The organism is Burkholderia sp. Bp8992 (assembly GCF_003853705.1).
In the GTDB taxonomy this organism is placed as follows: Bacteria; Pseudomonadota; Gammaproteobacteria; order Burkholderiales; family Burkholderiaceae; genus Burkholderia.
The window spans coordinates 207695-233655 of the sequence record NZ_QTQI01000001.1 but is presented as its reverse complement, the minus strand read 5'-3'; the positions used below and the strand labels follow the sequence as shown (position 1 = coordinate 233655).

Below are 25961 nucleotides of genomic sequence, written 5' to 3'. Positions count from 1 at the left end.
GCGCGTTACTGCGTCAGACCGGCTTCGCGCACCTTCGCGATCGCGGCGGATGCCGCCGAGCGATCCGCGAACGGGCCTGCACGCAACAGTGTAGCCGTGCTGCCGTCTGCCTGCTTGCGATGCTCGACATATGCGGGCACACCCGCCGATTTCAATTTGGTTGCCCACGAACGGGCCGTCGCATCATCCTTGAACGAACCGAGCTGCACCGCGAAACGCGCACCGGCCGGCGATGCCGGCGACGATGCGTCGCTGCTGTCTGGGCTCGCGGCGTCGGCATTCGCGACGGTCGCGGGCTTCGGCGCGGCCGGTTTCGGTGCGGGCGCGGCCGGCTTCGGCGTGGGCTTGGGCGGCGTCACGCTCGCCGTGGCCGTCGTATCGGGTTGCGCGGCCGGCTTGGCTGCGGGCGCCGGCACAGGTGCCGGTGCAGCCGCAACGGCCGTGTCGGACGCCGGCGGTTCGTCGTGCGCGACGCCTGCCTGCACATCGGCCGCATCGTCGTCACGCGGCGCGACCGCCTGGTGCGCGGGCCGGTTCGGGATGTCGATCGCGATGTCGTCCGTGACCGGCTTCGGGTGCGAATCGAGCACCATCGGCAGCACGATCACCGCTGCCACGACGAGCGCGATCGCGCCGACGAGGCGACGGCGTGCGCGTTGCTTTTCTGGAAGGGTCGGATCGAGGAGCAGCGCGTCCGATTCCGGACGCTCGGTGCGGCGCGAGCGGCGCTCGACGCGTTCAGTGGTGCGCTCCGTGCGCACGTTCCGGGAGGTCCCGGTACGACCGCCGCGCCGCGGCGGCGCGTCGTCGTCTTTTTTGCCGAACGAGAAAATGCCCATGAATGGCTGAGTCCGAAACTGCCCGTCAGTCAGTGTTGCTGCGATTTACGGTAGGCCAGCACGCCGGCAACCGTATGGAAACTGCCGAAAACCACGATTCTATCATTCTCGGATGCTCTTTTTAGTGCATCGCGAAACGCTTCTGCAGGCGACGCGTAACGCGTCACGCTCGAATCGGGCCCCTCCTCCACGCCGGCCTTGCGCAGCGCGGCTTCGAGCTGCTCCGCGGAGGCCGCGCGCGGCAGCGGCAGGTCGGTCACGCACCAGTGGTCGATCTCGCCCTTCAGGTGCTGCAGCACGCCGCCGATGTCCTTGTCGTGCATCGCGCCGAACACCGCGTACGTGTACGGGAAGAACCCCATGTTGCCGAGGTTCTGCTCGAGCACGGCCGACGCATGCGGGTTGTGCGCGACGTCGAGCACGATTGCGGGCTTGCCGGGCAGCACCTGGAAGCGCCCCGGCAGCTCGACGTTCGCGAGCCCGAGCCGGATGTCCTGCGCGGACACCGGCAGCACCGGGCGCAGCGCCTCGAGCGCGGCGAGCGCGGCCGACGCATTGATCAGCTGATTCGCGCCGCGCAGCGCCGGATACGCCAGCGCCGGATAGCGCTTCTCGCGGCCGAGGTAGCTCCACTGCTGGCGCTCCGCGCCTGCCTGCGCCTCGTAGCGGAAGTCGCGCCCGACGAGCCACAGGTCGGCGCCGATCGCCTCGGCGTGGTCGATCAGCGTTTGCGGCGCGGCCGGATCGCCGCAGATCGCCGGCTTGCCCGCGCGGAAGATCCCGGCCTTCTCGAACGCGATCTTCTCGCGCGTGTCACCGAGGTATTCGGTGTGGTCGATGTCGATGCTCGTGACGATCGCGCAATCGGTGTCGATGATGTTGACCGCATCGAGCCGGCCGCCGAGGCCGACTTCGAGGATCACCGCGTCGAGCCCGCGCGACGCGAACAGGTGCAGGATTGCGAGCGTCGTGAATTCGAAATACGTGAGCGACACCGGTTCGGCCAGCGACGTGCGCGCGGCTTCGACGGCCTCGAAATGCGGCAGCAGTTCGTCGTCGGTGACGTTCTGCCCGTTCACGCGCGCGCGCTCGTTGAATTCGAGCAGGTGCGGCGACGTATGGCAGCCGACCTTGTAGCCCGCGCGCACGAGGATCGTCTCGAGGAACGCGCAGGTCGAGCCCTTGCCGTTCGTGCCGCCGACGGTGATGACGGGGCATGCGAATTCGAGCTGCAGCGCCGCCTTGACCTGCCCGATGCGGGTCAGGCCCATGTCGATGCCGACCGGGTGCGCGCGTTCGAGATGCGAAAGCCACGCGTCGAGAGTGGGAAAAGTGCTCATCGGATCAAATCTGGATCGGTACCGCCACTACGCCAAAAAACGAAGCGCGCCGCCTGACGCTGCAGCCAGGCGACGCGCGGAGTTCACAACCTTGCGCCGGTCAAGCCAGCGCGTCGGCCGGCTGTCGCTGCAGCAGCGCGAGCAGTTGCGCGATCTCGTCGCGCATCTTGCGACGGTCGACGATCATGTCGATCGCGCCCGTCTTGATCAGGAATTCGGCGCGCTGGAAGCCTTCCGGCAGCTTCTCGCGAACCGTCTGCTCGATCACGCGCGGGCCGGCAAAGCCGATCAGCGCCTTCGGTTCGGCGATCACGACGTCGCCGAGGAACGCAAAGCTCGCCGACACGCCACCCATCGTCGGGTCGGTCAGCACCGAGATGAACGGCAGCTTCGCTTCGGCCAGCTTGGTCAGCATCGCGGTGGTTTTCGCCATCTGCATCAGCGACAGCAGGCTTTCCTGCATCCGCGCACCGCCCGAAGCGGTGAAGCAGATGAACGGCACCTGCTGTTCGAGCGCGTTCTGCGCGCCGCGTGCGAAGCGCTCGCCGACCACCGAGCCCATCGAGCCGCCCATGAAAGAAAACTCGAAACAGGCCGCGACGACCGGCAGCGTGTGGATCGCACCGCCCATCACGACCATCGCGTCGGTTTCGCCCGTGTCGTCCATCGCTTCCTTCAGACGATCGGGGTACTTGCGGCTGTCCTTGAACTTCAGCGAATCGACCGGCACGATTTCCTGGCCGATTTCATAGCGGCCTTCCGGATCGAGCAGCCCGTCGAGGCGCTCGCGCGCGCCGATGCGCATGTGGTGATCGCACTTCGGGCACACGTGCAGGTTCGCGTCCACGTCATTGCGGTACAGCACGGCCTCGCAGGACGGGCACTTGACCCACAGGCCTTCCGGAATGCCCTTGCGGCTTTTCGGGTCGGTCTGCTTGATCTTCGGCGGCAACAGTTTGTCGAGCCAGCTCATCGTATGGTTTCCTGTTCCGTGGCGGGACGAGCCGCAAGGCCCGCCCGCTTCCTGTTGTGTTTATCGCGCCGTCTTGCCCGCGCCGTCCAGGGCGGCACGCAGCTCGGCGATGAAAGTCTTCAGCGCGGCGGCGGCAGCGTCCGGTTCGGCGCTTTCGAGCAGCTGCACGAGGCGGCTGCCGATCACGACGGCGTCCGACACTTCGGCCACCGCGCGCGCCGTTTCGGCGTCGCGGATGCCGAAGCCGACACCCACCGGAACCGGCACGCGCGACTTGATGGCCGGGATTTTACCCGCAATGCTCGAAACATCCAGATTTCCTGCGCCGGTCACGCCCTTGAGCGACACGTAATAGACGTAGCCGCTCGCGATCTTGCCGACGTCGGCGATGCGTTCGTCGGTCGACGTGGGCGCGAGCAGGAAGATCGGATCGATCTGCGCGGCACGCATCTTTTCGGCGAATACGCCCGCCTCTTCCGGCGGATAGTCGACCACCAGCACGCCGTCAACGCCGGCCGCGTGCGCTTCGGCCGCGAACGCGTCGACGCCCATCCGTTCGATCGGGTTCGCATAGCCCATCAGCACGACAGGCGTTTTGGGGTCGGTTTCGCGGAAACGCTTCACGTCGGCGAGCACGCTCTTCAACGTGACGCCGCGCGCCAGCGCGCGTTCCGACGAGCGCTGGATCACGGGGCCGTCGGCCATCGGGTCCGAGAACGGCACGCCGAGCTCGATCACGTCCGCGCCGCCTGCGGCGAGCGCGTGCATGAATTCGACGGTTTTCGCGGGATCGGGGTCGCCGGCCGTGATGAACGGGATCAGGCCCTTACGGCCTTGTTCGGCGAGCGCGGCGAAGGTCTGCTGAATACGGGACATGGCAATTTTCCTGGATGCATTGCGATCGGCGATGCGGCGGCGCGATTCACGCGCACGCCGGCGCCGCGAGCGCGTTCACGCGCTCGTGCGCGATCGCACAATAGCTTTCGTTGATCTCGTAGCCGACGAAGTCGCGCCCCTGCCGTGCGCAGGCCACCGCGGTCGTGCCGCTGCCCATGAACGGATCGAGCACGCGGCCGCCCGGCGGGCAGCTTGCGAGCACCATCCGCTCGATGATTTCCAGCGGCTTCTGGGTCGGATGATCGACGCGCTCCGCGTGCTGCCGGTGCAGGCGCGAGACCGACCAGACGTCCTTCGGGTTGTAGCCCATCTCCAGCCACTTGCTGCCTTCGAACAGCTTGCGCGAGCGGGCCTTCTTCGTATCGGCGTCGTACGGGATGCGGACCGGATCGAGATCGAAGTAATACGCCTTGGAAACCGCGAAAAAGCCGATGTTGTCGTGCACCGACGTGAAACGGCGCGTCGTGCCGCCCATGCTCGGCACGCGCCGGTCCCAGATAATCTCGTTGACCATCGTGAGCTTCGTCTTCAGGAAACTGAAGATTTCCGGCGCGTACTGCCACGTGCAGAAGATGTACATCGACCCGCTCGGCTTCAGCTTCGGAATCGCGAGCTCGAGCCACTCGCGCGTCCACGCGAGGAAATCGTCGCCCGAACGCTTGTCCGAGTCGTTGCCGTAGTCCTTGCCGAGCCCGTACGGCGGATCGGCGACGATCAGGTCGATCGACGCATCCGGCAGGTGCGCGGCATCGGTCAGGAAATCGCGGTTATGCAGTTCGATACCGGACGGCAGCGCGCGCGGCGCCGCGGCGACGGGCTGAACCGCCTCCGCCTCGCTCGCGGCACCGCCGCCCGGCTCTTCGATCAGGTCACGCATCGGTCGGGTCAGAGGTCGATGCCCGATCGCTCGGCGACCGTGTGCATGTCCTTGTCACCGCGGCCCGACAGGTTGACGAGCAGGATCTTGTCCTTCGGCAACGTCGGTGCGAGCTTCACGCCATACGCGATCGCGTGGCTCGACTCGAGCGCGGGAATGATCCCCTCGATCCGGCAGCAGTCGTGGAATGCCTTCAGCGCTTCGTCGTCGGTGATCGGCACGTACTGCGCGCGGCCGCTGTCCTTCAGCCACGCGTGTTCGGGGCCGACGCCCGGATAGTCGAGGCCCGCCGACACCGAATGCGTCTCGATGATCTGGCCGTTGTCGTCCTGCAGCAGGTACGTGCGGTTGCCGTGCAGCACGCCCGGGCTGCCGGCGATCAGCGAGGCCGCATGATGGCCCGTGTCAAGGCCGTCGCCGGCCGCTTCGACGCCGATCAGCTGCACCGATTCGTCGTCGATGTACGGATAGAAGATGCCCATCGCGTTCGAGCCGCCGCCGACGCAGGCAATTACCGCATCGGGCTGCCGGCCCGCGAGTTCGGGCATCTGCACCTTGCACTCGTCGCCGATCACGCGCTGGAAGTCGCGCACCATCATCGGGTACGGGTGCGGGCCCGCGACCGTGCCGATGATGTAGAACGTGCTCTCGATGTTCGTGACCCAGTCGCGCATCGCTTCGTTCAGCGCGTCCTTCAGCGTGCGCGAACCCGATTCGACCGGCACGACCGTAGCACCAAGCAGCTTCATCCGGTACACGTTCGCCGCCTGCCGGCGCACGTCCTCGGCGCCCATGTAGACGATGCACTCCATGCCGAAGCGCGCGCAGATCGTCGCGGTTGCGACGCCGTGCTGGCCGGCACCGGTTTCGGCGATCACGCGCTTCTTGCCCATGCGCTTCGCGAGCAGCGCCTGGCCGATCACGTTGTTGATCTTGTGCGCGCCCGTGTGGTTCAGGTCTTCGCGCTTCAGGTAGACCTGCGCGCCGCCGAGCATCTCGCTCCAGCGCTGCGCGTGGTAGATCGGCGACGGACGGCCGACGAAATACTTCAGCTCGCGCTCGTATTCGGCGACGAAGTCGGGATCGTTCCGGAATTTTTCATACGCCGCGCGCAGTTCGTCCAGCGCGTGAATCAGCGTCTCGGCGACGAACACGCCGCCATACGGGCCGAAATGGCCGCGATCATCAGGAAGGTTGTACATGGTGTCTCTCTCGATCGGTCGGCGCGCCCCGCTTGCCAGGCCGCACCGCTTGCATCACCGGGCGTCCGCTTCGCGCACCGCGCGTACGAACGCCGCCATCCGGGCGTGATCCTTCACGCCCTTTGCGCCCTCTACTTCGATGCCACTCGAGACATCGACAGCAAACGGACGCAGCTGGCGGATCGCATCACCGACGTTTTGCGCGCTCAAGCCACCACTCAAAACGGCCCGATGCGCGAGCTCTGCGGGAATAAGAGACCAATCGAAGACCTTGCCGCTACCACCGTAATCCGGCACCAGGGTGTCGAACAGGAGGCCGCGCGCTTTCGAATAATGAAGAGCCGATTCTACCAAATCGGCACGCTGCGTCGAGGGGCCGACGCGCACCGCACGCAGCCACGGCAGGCGTGCCGCGCGGCCGAGCGCGTCGCACTGCTCGGGCGTCTCGTCGCCGTGGAGCTGCAGCAACGTGAGCGGCACGTCGCGCACGACGGCCTCGATCTCGGCTTCGGTCGCGTTCACGAACAGCCCGACCACCGACACGAACGGCGGCGCGAGGCTCGCCAGCTCGGCCGCCTGCGCGATGGTCACCGCGCGCGGGCTCTTCGGATAGAACACGAGGCCGATCGCGTCGGCGCCGAGCGCCGCCGCGTGCAGCACGTCCTCGGGGCGCGACAGCCCGCACAGCTTGATGCGCGTGCGCGGCGGCAGGCCGGTTGCGGCGGGAGTCGGGGAGGACACGGCGTGATCCGTCATGATTGAGGGTCCAGATCGGCCCAGACGCTGCTCCACGGCACGCTGCCGAGCTGCGCGGGCGGGACGGCGAATTCCGCCGGGTAGCCGACGTGGGCGAGGTACAGCCCGTCGGCCATGAACGTGGGCGCCGCGAGATTGCGGTCGCGCCCGGCCAGTACGTCGGCGAGCCAGTCGGCCGGATAGCGGCCGCGCCCGACCGCGACGAGGCAGCCCATCAGGTTGCGCACCATGTGATGCAGGAACGCGTTCGCACGGAAGCGGAAATGGATGAAATGCCCCGCGCGCCGCACGTCGATCTGATACAGGTGCTTGACCGGCGTCTTCGACTGGCATTCCGACGACCGGAACGACGAGAAATCGTGCTCGCCGATCAGGTGCGCGGCGGCGGCGCGCATCGCGTCGTCGTCGAGCGGCGTGTGGATCCAGCCCGCGCGCTCGGCCAGCATCGGCGACCGCACGGGATGCACGTACAGCGCGTAGTAATAGGTGCGCTCGAACGCCGAGAAACGCGCGTGGAAAGTGTCCGGCATCGGCTTCGCCCACTGCACCGACACGGTCGACGGCAGGAACGCGTTGGTCCCGCGCACCCACGAGAACACCTCGCGTTCGAGGTCGGTATCGAAATGCACGACCTGCCCGAGCCCGTGCACGCCGGTGTCGGTCCGGCCGGCGACCGTCGTATGCAGCGGCACCCGCGCGAACTCGGCCAGCGCGTGCTCGAGCCGGTCCTGCACGGTCTTGCCGTGCGGCTGCGCCTGCCAGCCGCAGAACGCCGCGCCGTCGTACTGAACGCCCAGTGCGATCCGCATCACGCCTCGTCCGCCAGCTTCGCGAGCAGCGCGCGCGCATCGTCGCGCGTCGCGGCGTCGTTCGCGTCGACCACTTCCTGCAGCAGCGTTCGTGCGCCGGACAGGTCGCCCAGTTCGACGTACTCCGACGCGAGATCGAGCTTGTTGCGCGCGATGCGGGCAAGCTCGTCCGCAGTCAGTGCGGGCAGCGCGGCGCCCGGTGCTGACGGCAGGTCGAGATCGAAATCGAGCTTCAGCGCACCGAACTGCGCGCCGCCGAGCGGCGACAGCGCGGGTGTGCTGCCCGCGTGGCCGGCGGGCGTCGCCGCGTCCGGATCCCAGTCGTATTCGTTGTCCTGATCGGCCGGATGTTCGGGGGTCGGATGGCCCGCGCCAATCGGCGGGGGCGATGCGGCTTGACCGTTAGTTGCAATTCCGCCGGTGCCGGACTGCCCTGCCCGCGCGGACAATTCGTCCGGCGTCAGCGGCGCTTCATCCGACGTCCGCGGCGGCAACGGCATGTCGAGACTGTTGAGCGCGCTGATCGCGTTCTGCATCAGCGTCGCGTGTTGCGCGTCGGTCGTCGAAGGTGAAGCGGGCGTGTCGGCCGACGTGGCGGCGGCAGCGGCCGGTTCCGCCGGTTCTGCATCGTGCGGAGCCGGCGCTGTCTCGCTCGCGGGCGGTACCGCCGCTCGAGCAGCCGGCAATTCGGGCTGCTCGTCATGCAGCTTCGCGACTTCCGGCGCCGACGGCACGTCAGCGACAGTCGGCTCGACTGTTTCGGCCGCAGCAGCAGTCGCCGCAGCAAGGGACTGATCGGACGCCGCGTCGCGCGCAACCGGCATCTCGGGCTGAATCGGCAACGTGTGGTCGATCGACGGCGGGGCTTCGGCTTCCGGCGCCGCGGCCGCACCTGCGGCAGTGGCAGCCGCGCCGGCATCGCCCGTCCCGCGGCCTTTCCTGCGCTTGCGCCACGCAAAACCGGCCGCGAGCACGATCACGGCAGCGCCGGCCACCGCGGCCGGGCGCCAGTCCATCTGCTCGGTGCGGCGCGCCGGTGTCGCGACAGGCGCGACCGGTTGCTCCGGCACCGATGCCGGCTGCGCCGCGCTGGCGGCGACGCCGGACGCGGCCTCGCTTGCCGCCGGCGCGGCTGCCGACGCACCGGCGTCGTTCGCGGCCGGACGCGGCGCGGCAGGCGCCGGTGCAGGCACTGGCGCAACGCCGTTGGTCGTGCCCGGCTTGCCGATGCCGTGCTTCTGCAACTCCATCAGCACGCGGTTCTTCAGCGCCAGCAACTGCTGCAGGCTCGACGGCCGCGGCTGCGACGCGCCCGTAGCGGGCGTCGCACCTGCCGGCTCGTGCGAGCCCGAAACCGGGCTGCCCGGCACCGGCTGGACCGCAGCCTCGCTCGCGGACGACGGGGCCGACTGGATCGCACCGCTCCATACATGCGGGCCGCTTGCGCCTGCGGCAGGTGCCGCCGGCTGCAGGCTGTCGACCGCCGACGCGCCGTGCGCCGCCGAAGCGCCGACCGAAGCCGACGTCCCCGCTGCCGTCGCAACGCTCGCGCCGCTCACGGGAGCCGCATGGACGGCCGGCGTCACCGGCGCGGCTTGCGCGGCCGCCCCGGGATGCGGCGCGGACGCGCCATGCTGCGCTTCCGCGGTACCGCCCGATGCGGCGGCAGGCGCGGACGCCGCCGTCGTTCCCGATGCCGCGGAGGCACCGGCCGGCACGAGTGCCGCGCCGGTTGCGTCGAGCGCGGGCACGGTCAGCGTCGCGCCGACTTTCAGGCGGCTCGCGTCGCGCTTCATGAACGCCTGCGGATTGGCGTCGAACAGCGCGCGGCCGGCGCGTGCAAGCACGGCGGGATCGTGCGATTGCGTGGCCGCTTTCGCGATGTCGTTCAGCGACTGGCCCGGCTGGACGGTCACGGTAAGCGGTGCGTCGCCGCCGGCAGCGGACGCCGGCAGTTCGACGGTGCCGGCAGCCCAGGCCGATGCGGCTGCGCCGAGCGCCAGGATCGCCAGCGCGCCACGCACGGCGCGCGACAGACGGGACTGGCGCGGAAACAAGGAAATTCGGGACATCGTTGGCTCTATCGCCGCGCGCGGGCGCGGCTCGGATTCGCGGTTGAAGGCGTCAGTAAAGTTGCCGCAGAAATGCAAAAGCGTCGCGCGGAACGCGACGCTTTCGGCTGGTCTGTGCGTCGTAAACGCGTAGTTTACTTCACGCGATCATGTTCGGGCCGAATTCGTCTCCGGCCGGTGCAACCGTGCGCTGCCGCCCGGCGATCGGGGGCCGTAGCCTCGTCGGGTCCGCACGCTGCAGCCGACATACCGGATCGATCAAACGAGCCCCAGCGATGACTGGAAGTCGTCACGGCACCCCGCATCCGGAACGCATGGCGCGGCTGTCACGTACGCTCCGGGCGGCCTTGCCCGCCCGGTCGTCCAACGCAGGATCCCGACGGCTCAATCACGCGTGTCCGCTCAACAATTCGTGCTGCATGCCGTTAATGAATCAGCCGCTGATAATCAAAACAAATCCCATCGGCCAGCCAGTTTCATCCGAATGAATTTCAATTGATCGATAAGAAGGCAATTCCCCACTCTTATCGATCAATTGAAAACACCTCCCGCCAAAGCCACGCCCCACAAGGCTTTCGACTCGCAACCCACGATCCATTGTTCATACAAAATCATTCATTTCGACAACAATTCAATTACATTACACAAAATTACACAGACCAGATAATCGCCGTCGCTACGATCGCCTTCGAACAGGAATCGGCGCAATTCGGTCCTCGCACTCTCCCATGCCGGAAAGGCGGGGGTGCGACCGGCCGGGCTGGCGCCGTGCAGTGCCGGAAGTCGGCGCAGTCGCAAGACTGCATTTACTCAACAGCTCGTTACGGGGATCGAACATGGGCTATCAGCAGGGTTTGAGCGGGTTGGCCGGCGCATCGAGCAATCTCGACGTGATCGGCAACAACATCGCGAACGCGAACACGGTCGGCTTCAAGCAGGGGCGCGCAAACTTCGCCGACATGTACGCGAATTCGGTCGCGACGTCGGTCAACACGCAGATCGGCATCGGCACGCAGCTCGCGTCGGTGCAGCGGAATTTCGGCCAGGGGACGATCAATACGACGAAGTCGTCGCTCGACGTCGCGATCAACGGCAACGGCTTCTTCCAGATGTCGAGCAACGGCGTGACCACGTACTCGCGCGACGGCACGTTCCATCGCGACAAGAACGGCGCCATCGTCGACTCGCAAGGCCGCAACCTGATGGGCTACGCGGCGGGCGCGGGCAGCGTGATCAACACCGCGCAGACCGTGGCGCTGCAGGCGCCGACCAGCAACATCGCGCCGCGCGCGACGAACACGATTACCGGCCAGTTCAACCTGAACGCGCAGGACAAGGTGCCGGCCAGGACGCCGTTCAATGCGAGCGACAGCACCACGTACAACTACAACACGTCGATCCAGGTCTACGACACGCTCGGCGGCTCGCAGCAGGTCGCGATGTACTTCGCGAAGAGCGCGGCCGGCACGTGGCAGGCATACGCGGGCGTGCAGGGCCAGGCGCCGACGAATCTCGGCACCGTCACGTTCGACGCATCGGGCCGGATCAGCTCGACGACGTCGGCCGCGACCGGCCAGCCGACGCCGAGTCTCGGCCAGTTCGCGTTCTCGATTCCCAACACGACGGGCGGAGCCAACCCGCAGAACCTGACGCTCGACCTGGGCGGCACGACGCAGTACGGCGGCAAGGACGGCGTGACCAATCTCGCGCAGGACGGCTTCGCGAGCGGCACGCTGACGACGTTCTCGATCGGTACCGACGGCAAGCTGACCGGCAACTACTCGAACGGCCAGAGCGCGGTGCTCGGCCTGATCGCGCTCGCGAACTTCAACAACCCGAACGGGCTCGTGAACGTCGGCGGCAACCAGTATGTCGAATCCGCCGCTTCGGGCGTGCCACAGGTCTCAGCGCCGGGCAGCACGAACCACGGCACGCTGCAGGGCAGCGCGCTGGAAAACTCGAACGTCGACCTGACGACCGAGCTCGTGAACCTGATCACCGCGCAGCGCAATTACCAGGCGAACGCGCAGACGATCAAGACGCAGCAGGCCGTCGACCAGACGCTGCTGAGCATGCGCTGATCGGCCCATGAAAAAACGCGCCGCGCCAGCCCTGGACCCAGGGCCGACGCGGCGCGTCATCGTATGCGGTTCGGCCCGCGGGCCGGACATGCAGCGGATTTACTTGTCGAGCAGGATGCGCAGCATGCGGCGCAGCGGCTCGGCCGCGCCCCACAGCAGCTGGTCGCCGACCGTGAACGCCGACAGGTATTCGCCGCCCATCGCGAGCTTGCGCAGGCGGCCGACCGGCACCGTCAGCGTGCCCGTGATCTTCGCCGGCGACAGGTCGCGCATCGACGCTTCGCGCTCGTTCGGCACGACCTTCACCCAGTCGTTCGCCGACGCCAGGATGCCGTTGATCTCGTCGAGCGGCACGTCCTTCTTCAGCTTGATCGTCAGCGCCTGCGAATGGCAACGCATCGCGCCGATCCGCACGCACAGGCCGTCGACCGGGATCGAACCGGGCTCGCCCATGGCCGGCTTGCCGAGGATCTTGTTGGTTTCAGCGCCGCCCTTCCACTCTTCCTTCGACATCCCGTTGCCGAGATCCTTGTCGATCCACGGGATCAGCGAGCCGGCCAGCGGCACGCCGAAGTGGCTCGTCGGCATCGCATCGCTGTTCATCGCGGCCAGCACGCGGCGGTCGATGTCGAGGATCGCGGAAGCCGGATCGGCGAGCTGTTCCTGCACCGCGCCGTTCAGCGTGCCCATCTGCGACAGCAGCTCGCGCATGTTCTGCGCGCCCGCGCCCGATGCGGCCTGGTAGGTCATCGCGGTGATCCAGTCGACGAGGTTCTCGCGGAACAGGCCGCCGAGCGCCATCAGCATCAGGCTGACCGTGCAGTTGCCGCCGATGAAGTTCTTCGTGCCCTTGACGAGCGCGTCCTTGATCACGTCGAGGTTGACCGGATCGAGGATGATGACCGCGTCGTCCTGCATCCGCAGCGACGATGCCGCGTCGATCCAGTAGCCGTTCCAGCCGGCCGCGCGCAGCTTCGGGAACACGTCGTTCGTGTAGTCGCCGCCCTGGCACGTGATGATCACGTCGCACTTCTTCAGCTCGTCGACGTTGGTCGCGTCCTTGAGCGTAGTCTCGTTTTTCGCGAACGACGGCGCCTTGCCGCCCGTGTTGCTGGTGCTGAAAAACACCGGTTCGATCAGGTCGAAATCGCCTTCTTCCTGCATGCGCTGCATCAGGACGCTGCCGACCATGCCGCGCCAACCTACGAGACCTACGTTCATGACTAACCCTTTGCTTTGAATGGAGCTTCCCCGCCATTTCCGTCCCCGCGTGACCGCGCGGGGAAACAGGCGGGCACGACGGCGATCAGCGTTTAATGATCGTTTTCGTGGTAATGGTTTTCGTGATGACGATGGCGCGCGCACCCACACGGGCAGTGTTGCCGTGGAGTTTCAGGACCGGGGAGATCAGGGAAATCAGCGCCATCGTTCGAGTCTACACAAAGCCGGTGGCCCGCACAACGGCCAACCGCGGGCGAACCGGCCGATTTTCACGGCCCGTTCGCGCCCTTTCTACGTTATCGGTGCCGCATCGCGTTACAGCGCCGCGACCACCGCGTCGCCCATCGCCGTCGTGCCGACCTGCTTGCAGCCCGGCGTTGCGATGTCGCCCGTACGGTAACCCTGTTCGAGCACCGTTTTCACCGCGCGCTCGATGCGATCGGCCTGCTCCGCCCGATTCAGCGAGTAGCGCAGCATCATCGCGGCCGACAGGATCGTCGCGAGCGGGTTGGCAATGCCCTTGCCCGCGATGTCCGGCGCCGAACCGTGCGACGGCTCGTACAGGCCCTTGTTGTTCTTGTCGAGCGACGCCGACGGCAGCATGCCGATCGAACCCGTCAGCATCGACGCTTCATCCGACAGGATGTCGCCGAACATGTTGCCCGTGACGATCACGTCGAACTGCTTCGGCGCCTTCGCGAGCTGCATCGCCGCGTTGTCGACGTACATGTGCGACAGCTCGACGTCCGCGTATTCCTTCGACACGTCGATCATCACGTCGCGCCAGAACTGCGACGTTTCGAGCACGTTCGCCTTGTCGACCGACAGCAGCTTCTTCGCGCGCTTGCGGGCGGCCTGGAACGCGACGTGCGCGATGCGGCGCACTTCCGGTTCCGAGTAGCGCATCGTGTCGAAGCCTTCGCGCTCGCCGGCGAACGGGCCGTCCGGTGCAGCGCGCACGCCGCGCGGCTGGCCGAAGTAGATGTCGCCGTTCAGTTCGCGCACGATCAGGATGTCGAGGCCCGCGACGAGCTCGGCTTTGAGCGGCGACGCATCGACGAGCTGCGGATAGCAGATCGCCGGGCGGAAGTTCGCGAACAGCTCGAGATGCTTGCGCAGCCCGAGGATCGCCTGCTCGGGGCGCAGCGCGCGCTCGAGCGAGTCGTACTTCCAGTCGCCGACCGCGCCGAACAGGATCGCGTCGGCTTCCTTCGCGAGCTTCAGCGTCGCGTCGGGCAGCGGATGACCGCTCGCCTCGTAGCCCGCGCCGCCGACCGGCGCCTGTTCGAGATCGAACGTCTCGTCGAGTGCGTTCAGCACCTTCACGGCTTCATTGACGATTTCCGGACCGATGCCGTCGCCGGGCAGCACTGCAATCTTCATGCGAAATTCCTGACTGGGTAGGTTTTATGAGGCAGGCCGGCGAACGCGCCGCCGGCGCGCTCGCCCGAAAGGCACGATCAGCCGACCAGCTTGGTGTTGAGCCACGGCTGCTTCACGAGCCGCTCGGCTTCGAACTGGCGGATCTTGTCCGCGTGGCGCAGCGTGAGGCCGATGTCGTCGAAGCCGTTCAGCAGGCAGTACTTGCGGAACGCGGCGATCTCGAACGGATATTCGCGGCCGTCGCCCGCGCGCACGACCTGTGCGTCGAGGTCGATCGTCAGTTGAAAGCCGTTGAACGCGACCGTCTCGTTGAACAGGTGATCGACCTGCTGCTCGGTCAGCACGATCGGCAGCAGGCCGTTCTTGTAGCAGTTGTTGAAGAAGATGTCCGCGAAGCTCGGCGCGATGATCGCGCGGAAGCCGTACTGCTGCAGTGCCCACGGCGCGTGCTCGCGCGAGCTGCCGCAGCCGAAGTTCTTGCGCGCGAGCAGCACCGACGCGCCCTGGTAGCGCGGCTGGTTCAGCACGAAGTCGGGATTCAGCGGACGCTTCGAGTTGTCCTGGCCCGGCTCGCCGTGATCGAGGTAACGCCATTCGTCGAACGCGTTCGGACCGAAGCCCGTGCGCTTGATCGACTTCAGGAACTGCTTCGGGATGATCGCGTCAGTGTCGACGTTTTCGCGATCGAGCGGCGCCACGACGCCGGTATGTACAGTGAATTTTTCCATGATCCGTCTATCCGGTTGAAGGGCCGGCACGCGGCCGGCACACATCGACAAATTCTCGGTGGCGGTGTCAGTCCGCGGCGCGCTTGAGCGCGTTGCCCGCGGCGTTGACGTCCTCGCCGAAGCCTCGGACGGTATTGCAGCCCGCGAGGCCGAAGCCCAGCCCCGCCAGCGCCAGCGCGGCAACCAGCCGCGCGATGACCTTCGATACCGTCACGCGTTACCCCAGCTGGCGAATATCGACGAAGTGACCTTCGATCGCCGCGGCTGCCGCCATCGCGGGGCTCACGAGGTGCGTGCGACCGCCCGCGCCCTGCCGGCCCTCGAAGTTGCGGTTCGACGTCGACGCGCAGCGCTCGCCCGGATCGAGCCGGTCGGCGTTCATCGCGAGGCACATCGAGCAGCCCGGCTCGCGCCATTCGAAGCCGGCATCCGTGAACACCTTGTCGAGCCCTTCGCGCTCGGCCTGTGCCTTCACGAGGCCCGAGCCCGGCACGACCATCGCGAGCCGCACGTTCGACGCGACACGACGGTTCAGCTTCTTCACGACATACGCGGCCGCGCGGATATCCTCGATCCGTGCGTTCGTGCACGAGCCGATGAAGATCTTGTCGACCTTGATCGATGCGATCGGCGTGTTCGGCTCGAGCGCCATGTATGCCAGCGCGCGCTCCATCGCGTCGCGCTTGACCGGATCCTTCTCGCGCTCGGGATCGGGCACGCGACCGTCGATCGACGTGACCATTTCCGGCGACGTGCCCCACGTGACCTGCGGGACGATCTCGGCCGCGTTCAGCTCGACCACGCGGTCGAACTGCGCGCCGTCGTCCGACTTGAACTGGCGCCAGTATTCGACGGCCTGATCCCATTCCGCGCCGGTCGGCACGAACGGACGGCCCTTCAGGTATTCGATCGTCGTGTCGTCCACCGCGACCATGCCCGCGCGCGCACCGGCTTCGATCGCCATGTTGCAGACGGTCATGCGGCCTTCCATCGTCAGCGCGCGGATCGTCGAGCCGCCGAATTCGATTGCGTAGCCCGTGCCGCCTGCCGTACCGATCTTGCCGATGATCGCGAGCACGATGTCCTTCGCGGTACAGCCGCGCGGCAGTGCGCCCTCGACCTTCACGAGCATGTTCTTGCTCTTTTTCTGCAGCAGGGTTTGCGTCGCGAGCACGTGCTCGACTTCCGACGTGCCGATGCCGTGCGCGAGCGCGCCGAACGCGCCGTGCGTCGACGTGTGCGAATCGCCGCACACGATCGTCATGCCCGGCAGCGTCGCGCCCTGCTCCGGCCCGATGATGTGCACGATGCCCTGGCGCACGTCGTTCATCTTGAACTGCGTGATGCCGAACGCATCGCAGTTCGCGTCGAGCGTGTCGACCTGCAGCTTCGAGACGGGATCGGCGATGCCGTGGCTGCGGTCCGTCGTCGGCACGTTGTGGTCCGACACGGCCAGGTTCGCGCTGATGCGCCACACCGGACGCTGCGCCATCTTCAGCCCTTCGAACGCCTGCGGGCTCGTGACTTCGTGCAGCAGCTGACGGTCGATATAGAGCAGGGTCGTGCCGTCTTCCTCGGTGTGGACCACGTGGGTGTTCCACAGTTTGTCGTAGAGAGTCTGTGCCATGGGTATGCGGGGTCGTTGTGACTACAAGCCTTGCGGATGTGGTCGATTATGCCACGCAGCGCGCGTCGCGGCGCAGGCCGGACGCGAAAAAACCCATTAAAAACAGTGGTTTGGCTGGTAGTGCCAATACCTGTATCGGCATTACCCGGCAACCGCGGCACGCACGATCCGTGCGAGCGACAAACGCGCAGACGCGTCGCGCGGATCTCGTTGCGCCGTGCCCCTGCGCCGGCGGCGTCAGCCGTTCGGGTACTCGCGGTTGATCAGGTCGAGCCGCAGCATCGCGAGCTGCATGCCGGCGTTGTTCAGCAGGTAGAGGTCGCGCCGCCGCATGGCCGGCATCTGCGCGGACGCATCGTAGAGCGGCGGCAGCGCGAGGCCTGCCGGCACCGCCGCCTGCATCCCCGCCGCATTCGACACGCGCACGGCGAGCGACGCCTGGTCCGAATGCGTGACGACGCCGACCTTGCCGAGCGCCGCGGCGGAGCCGGCCTGCTTGACGATCGCGGCCACGACACCGTCGGGCGTCGGGATCGGGCTGCCAGCGGCCAACGCAGGCGTCGCGATCGACGTCACGCCGGCCGTCAGACCGTATTTCGACGCGAGCACGCTCGCGATCTCCTGCTGCGCGAAGATCGGCGCCGCGACCTTCTGCCGAAGCTGGAACACGGCGTCGGCAATCGCCTCGTTGACGGGGCCCGGTACGGGTGCCGCGGCCGATCCACCGGCGCGGGTGCCGAAGCTGAATGCGGCGACCGTATTGATGGCGGCCACAGTGAAGGTCGGCGGTGCCCACGAGAAAAACGTGTCGAGCAGATAACCGGTTGCGTCGGTGGCGGTCGCGCGATCGTTCAGTTCGTTCGTCAGCTTGCCGAGCATCTGGCGCTGCAGTTCGGCATCGGTGGCCGGCGCGTCGCTCGCGAATACGGGCGCGGCAGCCGCGCACGAGGCGGCGAGGACGGAAGTGGAAGCCAGGAAATGGCGGCGGGTAGTCATGGTCATGAGAGTCGAATGGGGAGCGAAGGACGTCAGCCCTTCGGGAACGCCTGCATCGTCGCGGTCATCGCGCGCGTCAGCATCTGCGCATACATGTCGTGCACGAGGTAGAGGCTGCGATTGCGTGTCCACGGCTGGCCCGACTGCGCGTCGTACGTGGTCGGCAACGGCACCTCGGCGACGGCAGCCGCCTTCATGCCCGCCTGCCGCGACGTCTGGATGCAGCGCTTCGCGTGATCGCGATGGCCGACCACCGCGACGGTGCCCATCGCCGCCGCCCCGCCCGCGCGCGACACGGCCACGGCCGCGACGCCCGCCGTGCTCAGGTACACGATCGAGCCGTCGCTCGCGATCACCGGCTCGACCGACGACAGCACGTCGGCGCCCATCCCGTATTTCGACACGAGGAAACGCGCGATTTCCCACTGCGCATAGACCTTGACGGGCTTCAGCTGGCGGATGCGGTACACGGCGTCCGCGAGCGCTTCGTTCACGGGCCCCGGATCGGGCAGCGCGGACTGGTTGCCGCCGGTGCTCGACGTATTGCCGCTCGCCGCGTTCGGACGGTTGCCGAAGCTGTACGCGACGATCGCGTCGATCTGCGCGGCCGGCACGGTCGGCAGGTCCCACGTAAAGCCAACGTCGGTCATCGCCGGGACGATCGCATTGACCGTCGCCGCATCGCCGAGCTGTGCATTCAGCTTCGCGGACATCTGCGCGGCGAGCGCGCTGTCGGCGATCGGTGCCGACGTGACATCGTCGCCACCGCATGCGCTCAGCAGCGACGAAGCCGCGACGGCTGGCGCGGCGGCGAGGAATTTTCTTCGGGACGAAGCCGGGGAATGCTGACTCATGAGCACGATACGCAATGATGCGAATGCCGACCGCGCCTGACCACAGGCAGCGCCAACGAAATTCGCGGGGTCAAGGGGAAAGGCAATCGAGCAAGCACGCGCGAACCGGAATCGCGACGCGTCGCCGATCGACGAAGCGCGATCCTAGGCGGCGTTGGTTAAATTGCGGTGAAATCGCCGGTCGAATCCGCTCGATCGCCGCGCCGTTTCGCCGGTGGACGACCCTGTTTCACAGGCGGCAAGCGAATCGCATGCCTGTTTCGCCGGTGGCGCGATCGCTGCTGGCGCGCGTGGCACACGTTGCGCGCGGCGCTTTTCCTGCAATCGCCTAGACTGTCTGTTCGCAACGGGCGGCGCGCGGCCGCCCGGTCGTCACGATGCCGGCAGCATCCGGTTCAACGAACAGGACAACAGCATGCGATATGAACTCTATTACTGGCCCGAGATCCAGGGCCGCGGCGAATACGTACGGCTCGCGCTCGAGGCAGCCGAAGCAGACTATGTCGATGTGGCGCGCGAATCGGGGCGCGGGATGGGCGTGTCGGCGATGATGCGCATGATGGACAGCACGAAGGCCGAATGCGTGCCGTTCGCACCGCCGTTCCTGAAGGCAGGCGACGCGGTCGTCGGGCAGACGGCGAACATCCTGCTGTTTCTCGGCGCGCGGCTCGGGCTCGCACCCGACGACGAAGCCGGCCGGCTGTGGGTACACCAGCTCCAGCTGACCGTCGCCGATTTCGTCACCGAGATCCACGATACGCATCACCCGATCGCCAGTTGCCTCTATTACGAGGACCAGAAGGCGGAAGCGGCCGAGCGCGCGGCCGATTTCCTCGAGAACCGGCTGCCGAAATTCCTCGGCTACTTCGACCGCGTGCTCGGACAGAATCCGCACAAGAGCGGCTATCTCGCGGGCAATGCGCTGAGCTATGCAGACCTGTCGATATTCCAGATCGTCGAGGGCCTGCGCTATGCGTTTCCGAAAGCGATGAAGCGCGCCGAGCGGAAAATCCCGGCGCTCGTCGCGCTGCATGACCGCGTCGCGCAGCATCCACCCGTCGCGCGCTATCTCGCATCGGAACGCCGCATCCCGTTCAACGACATGGGAATCTTCCGGCACTATCCGGAGCTGGACGCCTAGCAGCGCGGCACCTGCCGCAGAAAGTGCGCGCGCGGGTCGATTTCATGAAAGCGCATTTGGAGCACGCGCGCTGAGCGCGCCATTCGCGCATCGTCGCTCAGCGGCTCGAAGCAAAGCCGGCCGCGCAATGCGGCCGGCTCCCGTTACAGCGCTGTCGCCGGCGCACGATCAGTGCGGCTGCCCGTGCTGCCCGGCCGCTGCGTCGACGGCCTCGACCGAGCGCGTCAGCCACGGCCCGATCTCCATCTCCTCGTAGCGCACGAGCCGGCTCTTGCGCGCGCGGCGATACGCCCACCAGATCGCGACGAACAGCGGAATCCACACATAGATCGACAGCACTTCCATCCAGTCGATGCGTGCCGCGAAGAACGCCTGGTAATCCTGCCCGAGCGAAATCACGATGCAGATCGCGATCGCGAACAGCGGCCCGAACGGGAACCACTTTGCGCGGTACGGCAGCTGGTCGAGCCGGTAGCCCTGCTTCAGGAAGCCCTTGCGGAACCGGTAATGGCAGACCGCGATACCGAGCCACGCGATGAAGCCCGTGATGCCGACCGTATTCAGCAGCCACAGATAGATGCCCTGATTGTTGGTCAGCGACGTGAGGAAGCACAGGCCGCCGACGGCCATCGTCGCGTACAGCGCGTTGCGCGGCACGCCGCCCGGCGACAGCGTCGCGAACATCGCCGGCGCGCGCCCTTCCGCTGCGAGGTTGTACAGCATCCGCGTCGCCGCATAGGTGCCGGAATTGCCGGCCGACAGCACGGCCGTCAGGATCACCAGGTTCATCGCACCGGCGGCGAGCGGGAAGCCCGCATGGCTGAACACCAGCGTGAACGGGCTCACGCCGATGTCGGTCACGTCGCTCTTCAGCAGGTTCGGGTCGGTGTACGGCACGAGCAGGCCGATCACGAAGATCGCGAGCACGTAGAACAGCATGATCCGCCAGAAGATCTGCTTCACCGCGCGCGGAATCGTCTTGCGCGGATTTTCCGATTCGCCGGCCGTGATCCCGACCAGCTCGGTGCCGAGAAACGAGAAGCCCGCGATCAGCGCGACGCTCATCATCGCGTGCACGCCGCCGACGAACGGCGCGTCGCCCGTCGTGAAGTTGTGCCAGCCGACCGGATGACCGTTGCCGAGCACGCCGGCCGCGATCAGCAGCCCCGCCGCGATGAACGCGATCACGGTGACAACCTTGATCAGCGAGAACCAGTATTCCGATTCGCCAAAGCCGCGCACCGACAGCGTATTGAGCAGGAAGATCAGCACGAGGAAGCCCGCGCCCCACCATACGCCCGGCACCGCCGGAAACCAGTAGCGCATCACGATCTGCGCGGCGACCAGCTCGATCGCGATCGTCACGGCCCAGCTGTACCAGTAGGTCCAGCCAAGCGCGACGCCGAAACCTTCGTCGACGTACTTCTCGCCGTAGATCGCGAACGAGCCCGACACGGGCATCAGCGCCGCCATCTCGCCGAGCCCGGTGACGACGAAGTAGACCATGATCCCGATCGCGAGATACGCGGCGATCGCCCCGCCCGGCCCCGCCTGCGCGACCGACGCGCCTGACGCGACGAACAGCCCCGTGCCGATCGAGCCGCCGATCGCGATCATCGCGATGTGACGGCCCTGCAGGCGGCGCCTGAGCGTCGTCCCGGACGGCGCGGCCGTCTGCGCTGCCGCTTGCATAGCATCCATAGTGTTCACCCTGATTGTGATCCAGCCAGTCGATTTGATTCGGAATGCAAATCGATTGACCTGGTCATTCGCCTCGCAACCGGCCCTGCCCGGCCCGGTCGCCTCACACGACGCTGCGCTTGATCGCCTGCAGTTCGGCCGTCGTGACGATCTTCTCGATCCGGAACCGCGGGCTTTCCAGCCACGCGTTCGCGATCCGCCGGTACTCGTCGAGATCCTCGCACGCGAGCCGCACGAGAAAATCGAACGTGCCGCTGACAAGCCAGCAATCGAGCACGGCCGGATTCGCGCGCATTTCATCCTCGAACGGCGCCTGCGAACGCCCGTGGTCGGCCAGCACGATCTGCGCGATCACGACGATCGGCTTGGTCGCGCGCGGCGCCTTGATCACCGCGCGATAGCCTTCGATCACGCCGAGCGCCTCGAGCCGCTCCACGCGCGCCTGGCAAGGCCGCGGCGTGAGGTTCACGAGCTCCGACAGTTTCCGGTAGGAAATCCGTCCGTCGGTACGCAGGATGTCGAGGATCCGGAGATCGATCTTGTCGAGCTGCATCTTCTTGTCGGTCATCCGCGTTCGCTCCGATCGGATCGTGGCTGGTGCGCGGAGCGTTTCCTTGTCCGCGCGGGGGCCACATTATCCGGCCGAAGCGGCCGCGCGCCAATCGGCTAGAACCGCAGCGACAGGCAGGTCAGGCCGCCGTCCATCTTGCGGAACTCGCTCGTGTCGATCACGTGCAGCGGCAGCCCGAGCGGCGCGATCGCGTCATGGACGCGCGGATAGCCGGCCGGCGTGATCAGCGTGCCGTTCACGCGCAGCGTGTTGCCCGCGTATTCGTCGGCAGCGGAGATCGCGATCCGGCGATAGCCGGCGAACGCCGGATGCGCGGCCAGTGCCTCGGTCACGAGCAGCGTGTCGTCGCCGAGCGCGTTGACGACCGACTTCAGGTGCAGGCCGGCGCCGACCGGCACCGCGACGACCGAGTACCCGTAGCGCGACACCAGCGATTCGAATGCGGCGATGCCTTCGGCATCGGTGCGGCCCGTCAGGCCGATGAAGAAGCGCTTGCCGACCAGCATCACGTCGCCGCCGTCGAGACGGCCGTCCTGCATCGGCAGCAGGTCGCGATGCGCGGCGAGCGCCGCTTCGATGTGCACCGTCTCTCCGCGCCGCGCGGGCGCGCCGGGGCGCGTGATCACCGCGAATTCCGGCGTCACGACCGCAACGTCCTCGACGAAATGCGAATCGGGGAACGCGTCCAGCGGCGGCAGCTCGGTCAGCGCGACGCCGAGCGTGCGCAGCGCGTCGCAATATGCATGGAACTGCGTGAGCGTCTTGTCGTAGTCGGGTGCGCCGAGTTCGGCGGTGGTCAGGCCCGCGCCGCAGGACGGTGCGGGACGGCGAACGATCGCTTGCGTGAATTGCATCGACTCCTCCATGGTCTGCGCCGCACCCTTGCGGAGCGAGGGCCAGCGGCGTTGTGTCCGGACCATTATCGGAAGCCAAATTGCGCAATTCGTGTCGATTTCGGCTGCACCGACAGCCGATTGCGTCGAATTGCGCGCGGCACGCAGCGGATTCGGCAGACGGCCGTTATGCGCCGGGCCCGAACCCCATCTGCGTGCGGCCCAGCGCCGTCAGGTCGCCCTCCCCGCTTCGCCCGTCGAAGCCGATCTCGAAATGGTCGGCCGGGAAATCGGGCGGGCTCTCGCCGCGCAGGAACGCGGACCGCTGGCGCTGCAGGTACGCATCGTTCTTCGCGCAGCCCGGTGCGGCGGCGATGTACATCACGTTGCTGTCGCCGTTGCCGCGATGCGCATCCTCGACCGCATGCACGACGTCGCCATGCCAGAACACCGCGTCGCCCGGCGCCATGTGCGGAATCGGCACCAGCGCGTCGAGCAGCAGCGCGTGCCATTCGGGCCGGATGGACAGTGCGCGGCCGGGACGCGCGCCGCACAGATCGTCGTCCGCGACATCGTCCTGCAGCGCGCGCAGCACGACGTAGGCCATCGCGTTCGCGACCGGGATCAACTGCAGCGTGCCGTCGCCTGGCCCTTGCGGCGTCAGCGCGGTCCAGCCCTGGAACGTGCGGAACATCGAACAGACGGCCGGCGACGGAATCTCCTCGACGTCGGGACGGAATGCGGCATCGAACGGATCGTAGTCGCGCCAGCGCCCGGCCAGCACGTGGCGGTAGACCTGCCGGAAGTTCGCACCGAGCCAGCGCTCGACGGACCCGCCGTCGACGTGCGGCGACAGTCCGAGCGACGTCGAACCGGGCGGCCGGCGGCGAATCCGGTCCGCATAGGCAGGCACCTGGTCGGGATCGAAATGCATGCGTGCGCCATCCGCGTGCCGCCACAGACGGTTCAGGAACACACGCGCCTGCGTCAGGGCCGGCGACTGGCGCGCGGCGACCTGCGGCTTCGACCAGTAGACGCCGTAGATCTGCGGCTTGCCCGAGGCGAGATTGCCGAAATAGCGGTCTTCCGCACGCGCGTTCAACCGGTCGGCGAAGCGGTTCGCGTCCAGATACGCGCCGATCTCGTCGTTCCAGTCGCGCGCCTGCCGTGCATCGAACACGCCGCGAATCACGACCGCACCATGCGTACGGATCGCGGCAAGCGCGCGAGGATCGACGGTTCCGCCCGCGATATCCGCGAACGGTACGACCGGAATCACGTCATCGCCGTGTGCGTGCGCGCGGCGGATCGCATCGACCTGCCGCGCGATGTCGCCCTCCAGCTCGCGGAACGACGCCGCGTAACCGGGCAGGTCGGCGCGCAGCGCCCGTTTCGCCGCGCGGATCGCGGCCGGCAGATCGTCAATCGTCAGTTGCATCGTGGTCTCCTCGCTGAACGTGTCGTGATGTGCTGCCAGCGTACGGCCGGCACGACGTCGTCATCGACACTATCCGGTCAACTATCGATACAATTCTGACAACAGTGCGTCATGCCGGACGATGACAGACCACGCAGAGCTTGTTGCCGTCCGGATCGCGGAAATAGGCGCCGTAGTAGTCGCGGTGATAGTCCGGCCGCAGGCCCGGCGGCCCTTCGGAGGTGCCGCCATGCCGCAGCGCGAGCGCGTGGCAGCGATCGACGTGCGCGCGGGTCGGTGCAGCGAACGCGATCGTGTGGCCATTGCCCGGTTCGGGCGCGCGGCCGTCGAGCGGCCGGCCGAAGAAGAACAGCGGCCGGTCCGTGTCGGCCGGCATCCAGCCCGACCAGCCATCCGGCTCGCGGAATTTCAGGCGCAACCCGAGTTCCGCGAACAGCGGCGCGTAGAAATCGTACGCGCGTGCGGTGTCGCTGACGCCCACGCAGACATGTGAAAACATCGCATCGCTCCGTCATGACGAATGCTCACGATCATGCCACGGCGCGGTGCCCGCCCTCGCCCGGAGGCCGCGATGAAGCCGCAGTACGAGCATGTGACGTTCGCCCCCGGCTGTTCGATCCGCGTGTATCACCGCCAGCTCGCGCGCATCCCGTTCGAATGGCATCGTCACCCCGAGTACGAACTGACGCTGACGCTCAACAGCCGCGGCCAGCGCTTCATCGGCGACCACGTCGCACGCTACGCGGACGACGACCTCGTGCTGGTACCGCCCAACCTGCCGCATACGTGGTCGTCGAACGCGCGGATCGATCGCGAGGCGCCCGAAGTCGCGCTCGTCGTCTGGTTCGACGGCGACTGGGTGCGGCGGCTGGCCGATTGCTGTCCCGAATACGCGCCGCTGCGCTCGCTGCTGCGGCGTGCCGCGCCGGGCCTGCATTTCGACGCGGAGGCCGCCCGCGCGATGCGCGCGCGGCTGCCGCAACTGCTCGATCCGTCGCCGCGCGCACGGCTCGCGGCCACGCTCGACACGCTCGCCGATCTCGCGCAAGCCGGTGGCGAGCCGCTCGCCACCGCTCATGCGTATGACCGGGCCGACGGCACGGCCCCGTCCGTCGATGCGGCCGCGCCCGAAGCCGAACGCCTCGACCGGGTGCTCGACGCGATCGACCGGCGCTTCCACGAACCGCTGCGCGTCGACGCGCTCGCGGCTGCCGCGCACCTGTCCGAACGCACGCTGCAGCGCCTGTTCGTCCGGCATCTCGGTGAAAGTGTCGGCCGTTACGTGCAGCGGCTGCGGCTCGCACACGCGTGCCGCCACCTGGTCGGCACCGACTGGCCGATCGCGACGGTGGCCGCGCGCTGCGGCATTCCGAATGCCGCGAACTTCAACCGCCAGTTCCTCGCCGCCCGCGGGATGACGCCGGGCGCATATCGGCAGTTCTTCAAGCAGCACGGCCGCGCGCCCGACGGCGACGCACCGGCGCTCGACATACGCCCGCCGTCGCTGGAGCGCCGCGCCGGACCGGGCCAGCGTCGGCCGCGCAAATGAAAAACACCCCGACGGGCGGACCCGTCGGGGTGTCGTGGCGTTGCGATTGCCCGACGCGAGCGGCCTGCCGGCC

Annotated in this window: 25 protein-coding genes; 3 read left to right on the top strand and 22 right to left on the bottom strand. The window is 67.3% G+C overall.

Annotation, left to right across the window (positions count from 1 at the left end):
* Positions 1–5 precede the first annotated feature (5 nt).
* The 9 genes from DIE03_RS01085 to DIE03_RS01045 all read right to left on the bottom strand — a co-directional run bounded on the left by DIE03_RS01085 (position 6) and on the right by DIE03_RS01045 (position 9765).
* The gene (locus tag DIE03_RS01085) at positions 6–839 is read right to left on the bottom strand and encodes an SPOR domain-containing protein (protein WP_124446638.1); all 834 of its coding nucleotides are present in this window, start codon (positions 837–839) and stop codon (positions 6–8) included.
* A 29-nt stretch (positions 840–868) separates the two neighbouring features.
* Complete coding sequence (folC, locus tag DIE03_RS01080; RefSeq protein WP_124446636.1) at positions 869–2179, bottom strand: bifunctional tetrahydrofolate synthase/dihydrofolate synthase; 1311 nt, start codon at positions 2177–2179, stop codon at positions 869–871.
* A 100-nt stretch (positions 2180–2279) separates the two neighbouring features.
* Positions 2280–3152 (bottom strand): acetyl-CoA carboxylase, carboxyltransferase subunit beta, encoded by an 873-nt coding sequence (gene accD / locus DIE03_RS01075; RefSeq protein ID WP_124446635.1) that lies wholly within the window; start codon positions 3150–3152, stop codon positions 2280–2282.
* A 60-nt stretch (positions 3153–3212) separates the two neighbouring features.
* Positions 3213–4028: a tryptophan synthase subunit alpha gene (gene trpA / locus DIE03_RS01070; protein WP_124446633.1), complete on the bottom strand. Its 816-nt coding sequence runs from the start codon at positions 4026–4028 to the stop codon at positions 3213–3215.
* Positions 4029–4074: 46 nt separating this feature from the next.
* Positions 4075–4926, bottom strand: coding sequence for a site-specific DNA-methyltransferase (locus tag DIE03_RS01065; protein ID WP_124446631.1), 852 nt, complete (start codon positions 4924–4926; stop codon positions 4075–4077).
* An 8-nt stretch (positions 4927–4934) separates the two neighbouring features.
* Entirely contained in the window at positions 4935–6128 is a 1194-nt protein-coding gene (gene trpB / locus DIE03_RS01060) for a tryptophan synthase subunit beta (RefSeq protein WP_124446629.1), read from the bottom strand.
* A 54-nt stretch (positions 6129–6182) separates the two neighbouring features.
* Entirely contained in the window at positions 6183–6884 is a 702-nt protein-coding gene (locus DIE03_RS01055; protein ID WP_124446627.1) for a phosphoribosylanthranilate isomerase, read from the bottom strand.
* On the bottom strand, positions 6881–7693 hold the full coding sequence (truA, locus tag DIE03_RS01050; RefSeq protein ID WP_124446625.1) for a tRNA pseudouridine(38-40) synthase TruA: 813 nt from the start codon (positions 7691–7693) through the stop codon (positions 6881–6883). The genes DIE03_RS01055 and truA overlap by 4 nt, the downstream gene beginning before the upstream one ends.
* Entirely contained in the window at positions 7693–9765 is a 2073-nt protein-coding gene (locus tag DIE03_RS01045) for a FimV/HubP family polar landmark protein (protein ID WP_124446623.1), read from the bottom strand. Before DIE03_RS01045 ends, truA begins: the two co-directional genes overlap by 1 nt.
* A gap of 836 nt (positions 9766–10601) precedes the next feature.
* Between DIE03_RS01045 and flgE the strand changes: the two genes are divergently transcribed.
* Positions 10602–11846: a flagellar hook protein FlgE gene (flgE, locus tag DIE03_RS01040; RefSeq protein ID WP_124446621.1), complete on the top strand. Its 1245-nt coding sequence runs from the start codon at positions 10602–10604 to the stop codon at positions 11844–11846.
* A 99-nt stretch (positions 11847–11945) separates the two neighbouring features.
* Here flgE and asd read toward each other — a convergent pair whose 3' ends face one another.
* The 8 genes from asd to DIE03_RS01000 form a co-directional block, all read right to left on the bottom strand.
* Entirely contained in the window at positions 11946–13067 is a 1122-nt protein-coding gene (gene asd, locus DIE03_RS01035) for an aspartate-semialdehyde dehydrogenase (protein ID WP_069618461.1), read from the bottom strand.
* 85 nt (positions 13068–13152) lie between these two features.
* A complete protein-coding gene (locus DIE03_RS01030; RefSeq protein WP_006487736.1) occupies positions 13153–13272 on the bottom strand; it encodes a hypothetical protein in 120 nt (39 codons plus the stop codon).
* A gap of 110 nt (positions 13273–13382) precedes the next feature.
* Positions 13383–14450, bottom strand: a complete 1068-nt coding sequence (gene leuB, locus DIE03_RS01025) for a 3-isopropylmalate dehydrogenase (protein WP_124446619.1) — start codon at positions 14448–14450, stop codon at positions 13383–13385.
* A 77-nt stretch (positions 14451–14527) separates the two neighbouring features.
* Positions 14528–15178 (bottom strand): 3-isopropylmalate dehydratase small subunit, encoded by a 651-nt coding sequence (leuD, locus tag DIE03_RS01020; protein WP_011548097.1) that lies wholly within the window; start codon positions 15176–15178, stop codon positions 14528–14530.
* A 67-nt stretch (positions 15179–15245) separates the two neighbouring features.
* A complete protein-coding gene (locus DIE03_RS01015; RefSeq protein WP_124446617.1) occupies positions 15246–15392 on the bottom strand; it encodes an entericidin A/B family lipoprotein in 147 nt (48 codons plus the stop codon).
* A gap of 3 nt (positions 15393–15395) precedes the next feature.
* On the bottom strand, positions 15396–16805 hold the full coding sequence (gene leuC, locus DIE03_RS01010) for a 3-isopropylmalate dehydratase large subunit (protein ID WP_124446615.1): 1410 nt from the start codon (positions 16803–16805) through the stop codon (positions 15396–15398).
* Positions 16806–17042: 237 nt separating this feature from the next.
* Entirely contained in the window at positions 17043–17801 is a 759-nt protein-coding gene (locus DIE03_RS01005; RefSeq protein WP_124447261.1) for a Tat pathway signal protein, read from the bottom strand.
* Between the two features lie 32 nt (positions 17802–17833).
* Positions 17834–18655: a hypothetical protein gene (locus DIE03_RS01000; protein ID WP_124446613.1), complete on the bottom strand. Its 822-nt coding sequence runs from the start codon at positions 18653–18655 to the stop codon at positions 17834–17836.
* Positions 18656–19070: 415 nt separating this feature from the next.
* Between DIE03_RS01000 and DIE03_RS00995 the strand changes: the two genes are divergently transcribed.
* Positions 19071–19796 (top strand): glutathione S-transferase, encoded by a 726-nt coding sequence (locus DIE03_RS00995; RefSeq protein ID WP_124446611.1) that lies wholly within the window; start codon positions 19071–19073, stop codon positions 19794–19796.
* Positions 19797–19964: 168 nt separating this feature from the next.
* On the opposite strand, the gene DIE03_RS00990 is transcribed toward DIE03_RS00995, so the two are convergent.
* The 5 genes from DIE03_RS00990 to DIE03_RS00970 form a co-directional block, all read right to left on the bottom strand.
* Complete coding sequence (locus DIE03_RS00990) at positions 19965–21497, bottom strand: amino acid permease (protein WP_124446609.1); 1533 nt, start codon at positions 21495–21497, stop codon at positions 19965–19967.
* 103 nt (positions 21498–21600) lie between these two features.
* The gene (locus DIE03_RS00985; RefSeq protein ID WP_044843805.1) at positions 21601–22065 is read right to left on the bottom strand and encodes an Lrp/AsnC family transcriptional regulator; all 465 of its coding nucleotides are present in this window, start codon (positions 22063–22065) and stop codon (positions 21601–21603) included.
* A 98-nt stretch (positions 22066–22163) separates the two neighbouring features.
* On the bottom strand, positions 22164–22922 hold the full coding sequence (locus DIE03_RS00980) for a dimethylarginine dimethylaminohydrolase family protein (RefSeq protein WP_124446607.1): 759 nt from the start codon (positions 22920–22922) through the stop codon (positions 22164–22166).
* A gap of 166 nt (positions 22923–23088) precedes the next feature.
* The gene (locus DIE03_RS00975) at positions 23089–24339 is read right to left on the bottom strand and encodes a DUF1479 domain-containing protein (RefSeq protein ID WP_124446606.1); all 1251 of its coding nucleotides are present in this window, start codon (positions 24337–24339) and stop codon (positions 23089–23091) included.
* A 109-nt stretch (positions 24340–24448) separates the two neighbouring features.
* Complete coding sequence (locus DIE03_RS00970; protein ID WP_124446603.1) at positions 24449–24838, bottom strand: VOC family protein; 390 nt, start codon at positions 24836–24838, stop codon at positions 24449–24451.
* Positions 24839–24910: 72 nt separating this feature from the next.
* Here DIE03_RS00970 and DIE03_RS00965 point away from each other — a divergent pair, with 72 nt between their 5' ends.
* Positions 24911–25888: an AraC family transcriptional regulator gene (locus DIE03_RS00965; RefSeq protein WP_124446601.1), complete on the top strand. Its 978-nt coding sequence runs from the start codon at positions 24911–24913 to the stop codon at positions 25886–25888.
* Positions 25889–25961 lie beyond the last annotated feature (73 nt).

Coding starts and splice junctions, on each gene's coding strand:
- DIE03_RS01085 (WP_124446638.1), bottom strand. CDS start 839: ATGGGCATTTTCTCGTTCGGCAAAAAAGACGACGACGCGCCGCCGCGG.
- folC (WP_124446636.1), bottom strand. CDS start 2,179: ATGAGCACTTTTCCCACTCTCGACGCGTGGCTTTCGCATCTCGAACGC.
- accD (WP_124446635.1), bottom strand. CDS start 3,152: ATGAGCTGGCTCGACAAACTGTTGCCGCCGAAGATCAAGCAGACCGAC.
- trpA (WP_124446633.1), bottom strand. CDS start 4,028: ATGTCCCGTATTCAGCAGACCTTCGCCGCGCTCGCCGAACAAGGCCGT.
- DIE03_RS01065 (WP_124446631.1), bottom strand. CDS start 4,926: ATGCGTGACCTGATCGAAGAGCCGGGCGGCGGTGCCGCGAGCGAGGCG.
- trpB (WP_124446629.1), bottom strand. CDS start 6,128: ATGTACAACCTTCCTGATGATCGCGGCCATTTCGGCCCGTATGGCGGC.
- DIE03_RS01055 (WP_124446627.1), bottom strand. CDS start 6,884: ATGACGGATCACGCCGTGTCCTCCCCGACTCCCGCCGCAACCGGCCTG.
- truA (WP_124446625.1), bottom strand. CDS start 7,693: ATGCGGATCGCACTGGGCGTTCAGTACGACGGCGCGGCGTTCTGCGGC.
- DIE03_RS01045 (WP_124446623.1), bottom strand. CDS start 9,765: ATGTCCCGAATTTCCTTGTTTCCGCGCCAGTCCCGTCTGTCGCGCGCC.
- flgE (WP_124446621.1), top strand. CDS start 10,602: ATGGGCTATCAGCAGGGTTTGAGCGGGTTGGCCGGCGCATCGAGCAAT.
- asd (WP_069618461.1), bottom strand. CDS start 13,067: ATGAACGTAGGTCTCGTAGGTTGGCGCGGCATGGTCGGCAGCGTCCTG.
- DIE03_RS01030 (WP_006487736.1), bottom strand. CDS start 13,272: ATGGCGCTGATTTCCCTGATCTCCCCGGTCCTGAAACTCCACGGCAAC.
- leuB (WP_124446619.1), bottom strand. CDS start 14,450: ATGAAGATTGCAGTGCTGCCCGGCGACGGCATCGGTCCGGAAATCGTC.
- leuD (WP_011548097.1), bottom strand. CDS start 15,178: ATGGAAAAATTCACTGTACATACCGGCGTCGTGGCGCCGCTCGATCGC.
- leuC (WP_124446615.1), bottom strand. CDS start 16,805: ATGGCACAGACTCTCTACGACAAACTGTGGAACACCCACGTGGTCCAC.
- DIE03_RS01005 (WP_124447261.1), bottom strand. CDS start 17,801: ATGACTACCCGCCGCCATTTCCTGGCTTCCACTTCCGTCCTCGCCGCC.
- DIE03_RS01000 (WP_124446613.1), bottom strand. CDS start 18,655: ATGAGTCAGCATTCCCCGGCTTCGTCCCGAAGAAAATTCCTCGCCGCC.
- DIE03_RS00995 (WP_124446611.1), top strand. CDS start 19,071: ATGCGATATGAACTCTATTACTGGCCCGAGATCCAGGGCCGCGGCGAA.
- DIE03_RS00990 (WP_124446609.1), bottom strand. CDS start 21,497: ATGGATGCTATGCAAGCGGCAGCGCAGACGGCCGCGCCGTCCGGGACG.
- DIE03_RS00985 (WP_044843805.1), bottom strand. CDS start 22,065: ATGACCGACAAGAAGATGCAGCTCGACAAGATCGATCTCCGGATCCTC.
- DIE03_RS00980 (WP_124446607.1), bottom strand. CDS start 22,922: ATGCAATTCACGCAAGCGATCGTTCGCCGTCCCGCACCGTCCTGCGGC.
- DIE03_RS00975 (WP_124446606.1), bottom strand. CDS start 24,339: ATGCAACTGACGATTGACGATCTGCCGGCCGCGATCCGCGCGGCGAAA.
- DIE03_RS00970 (WP_124446603.1), bottom strand. CDS start 24,838: ATGTTTTCACATGTCTGCGTGGGCGTCAGCGACACCGCACGCGCGTAC.
- DIE03_RS00965 (WP_124446601.1), top strand. CDS start 24,911: ATGAAGCCGCAGTACGAGCATGTGACGTTCGCCCCCGGCTGTTCGATC.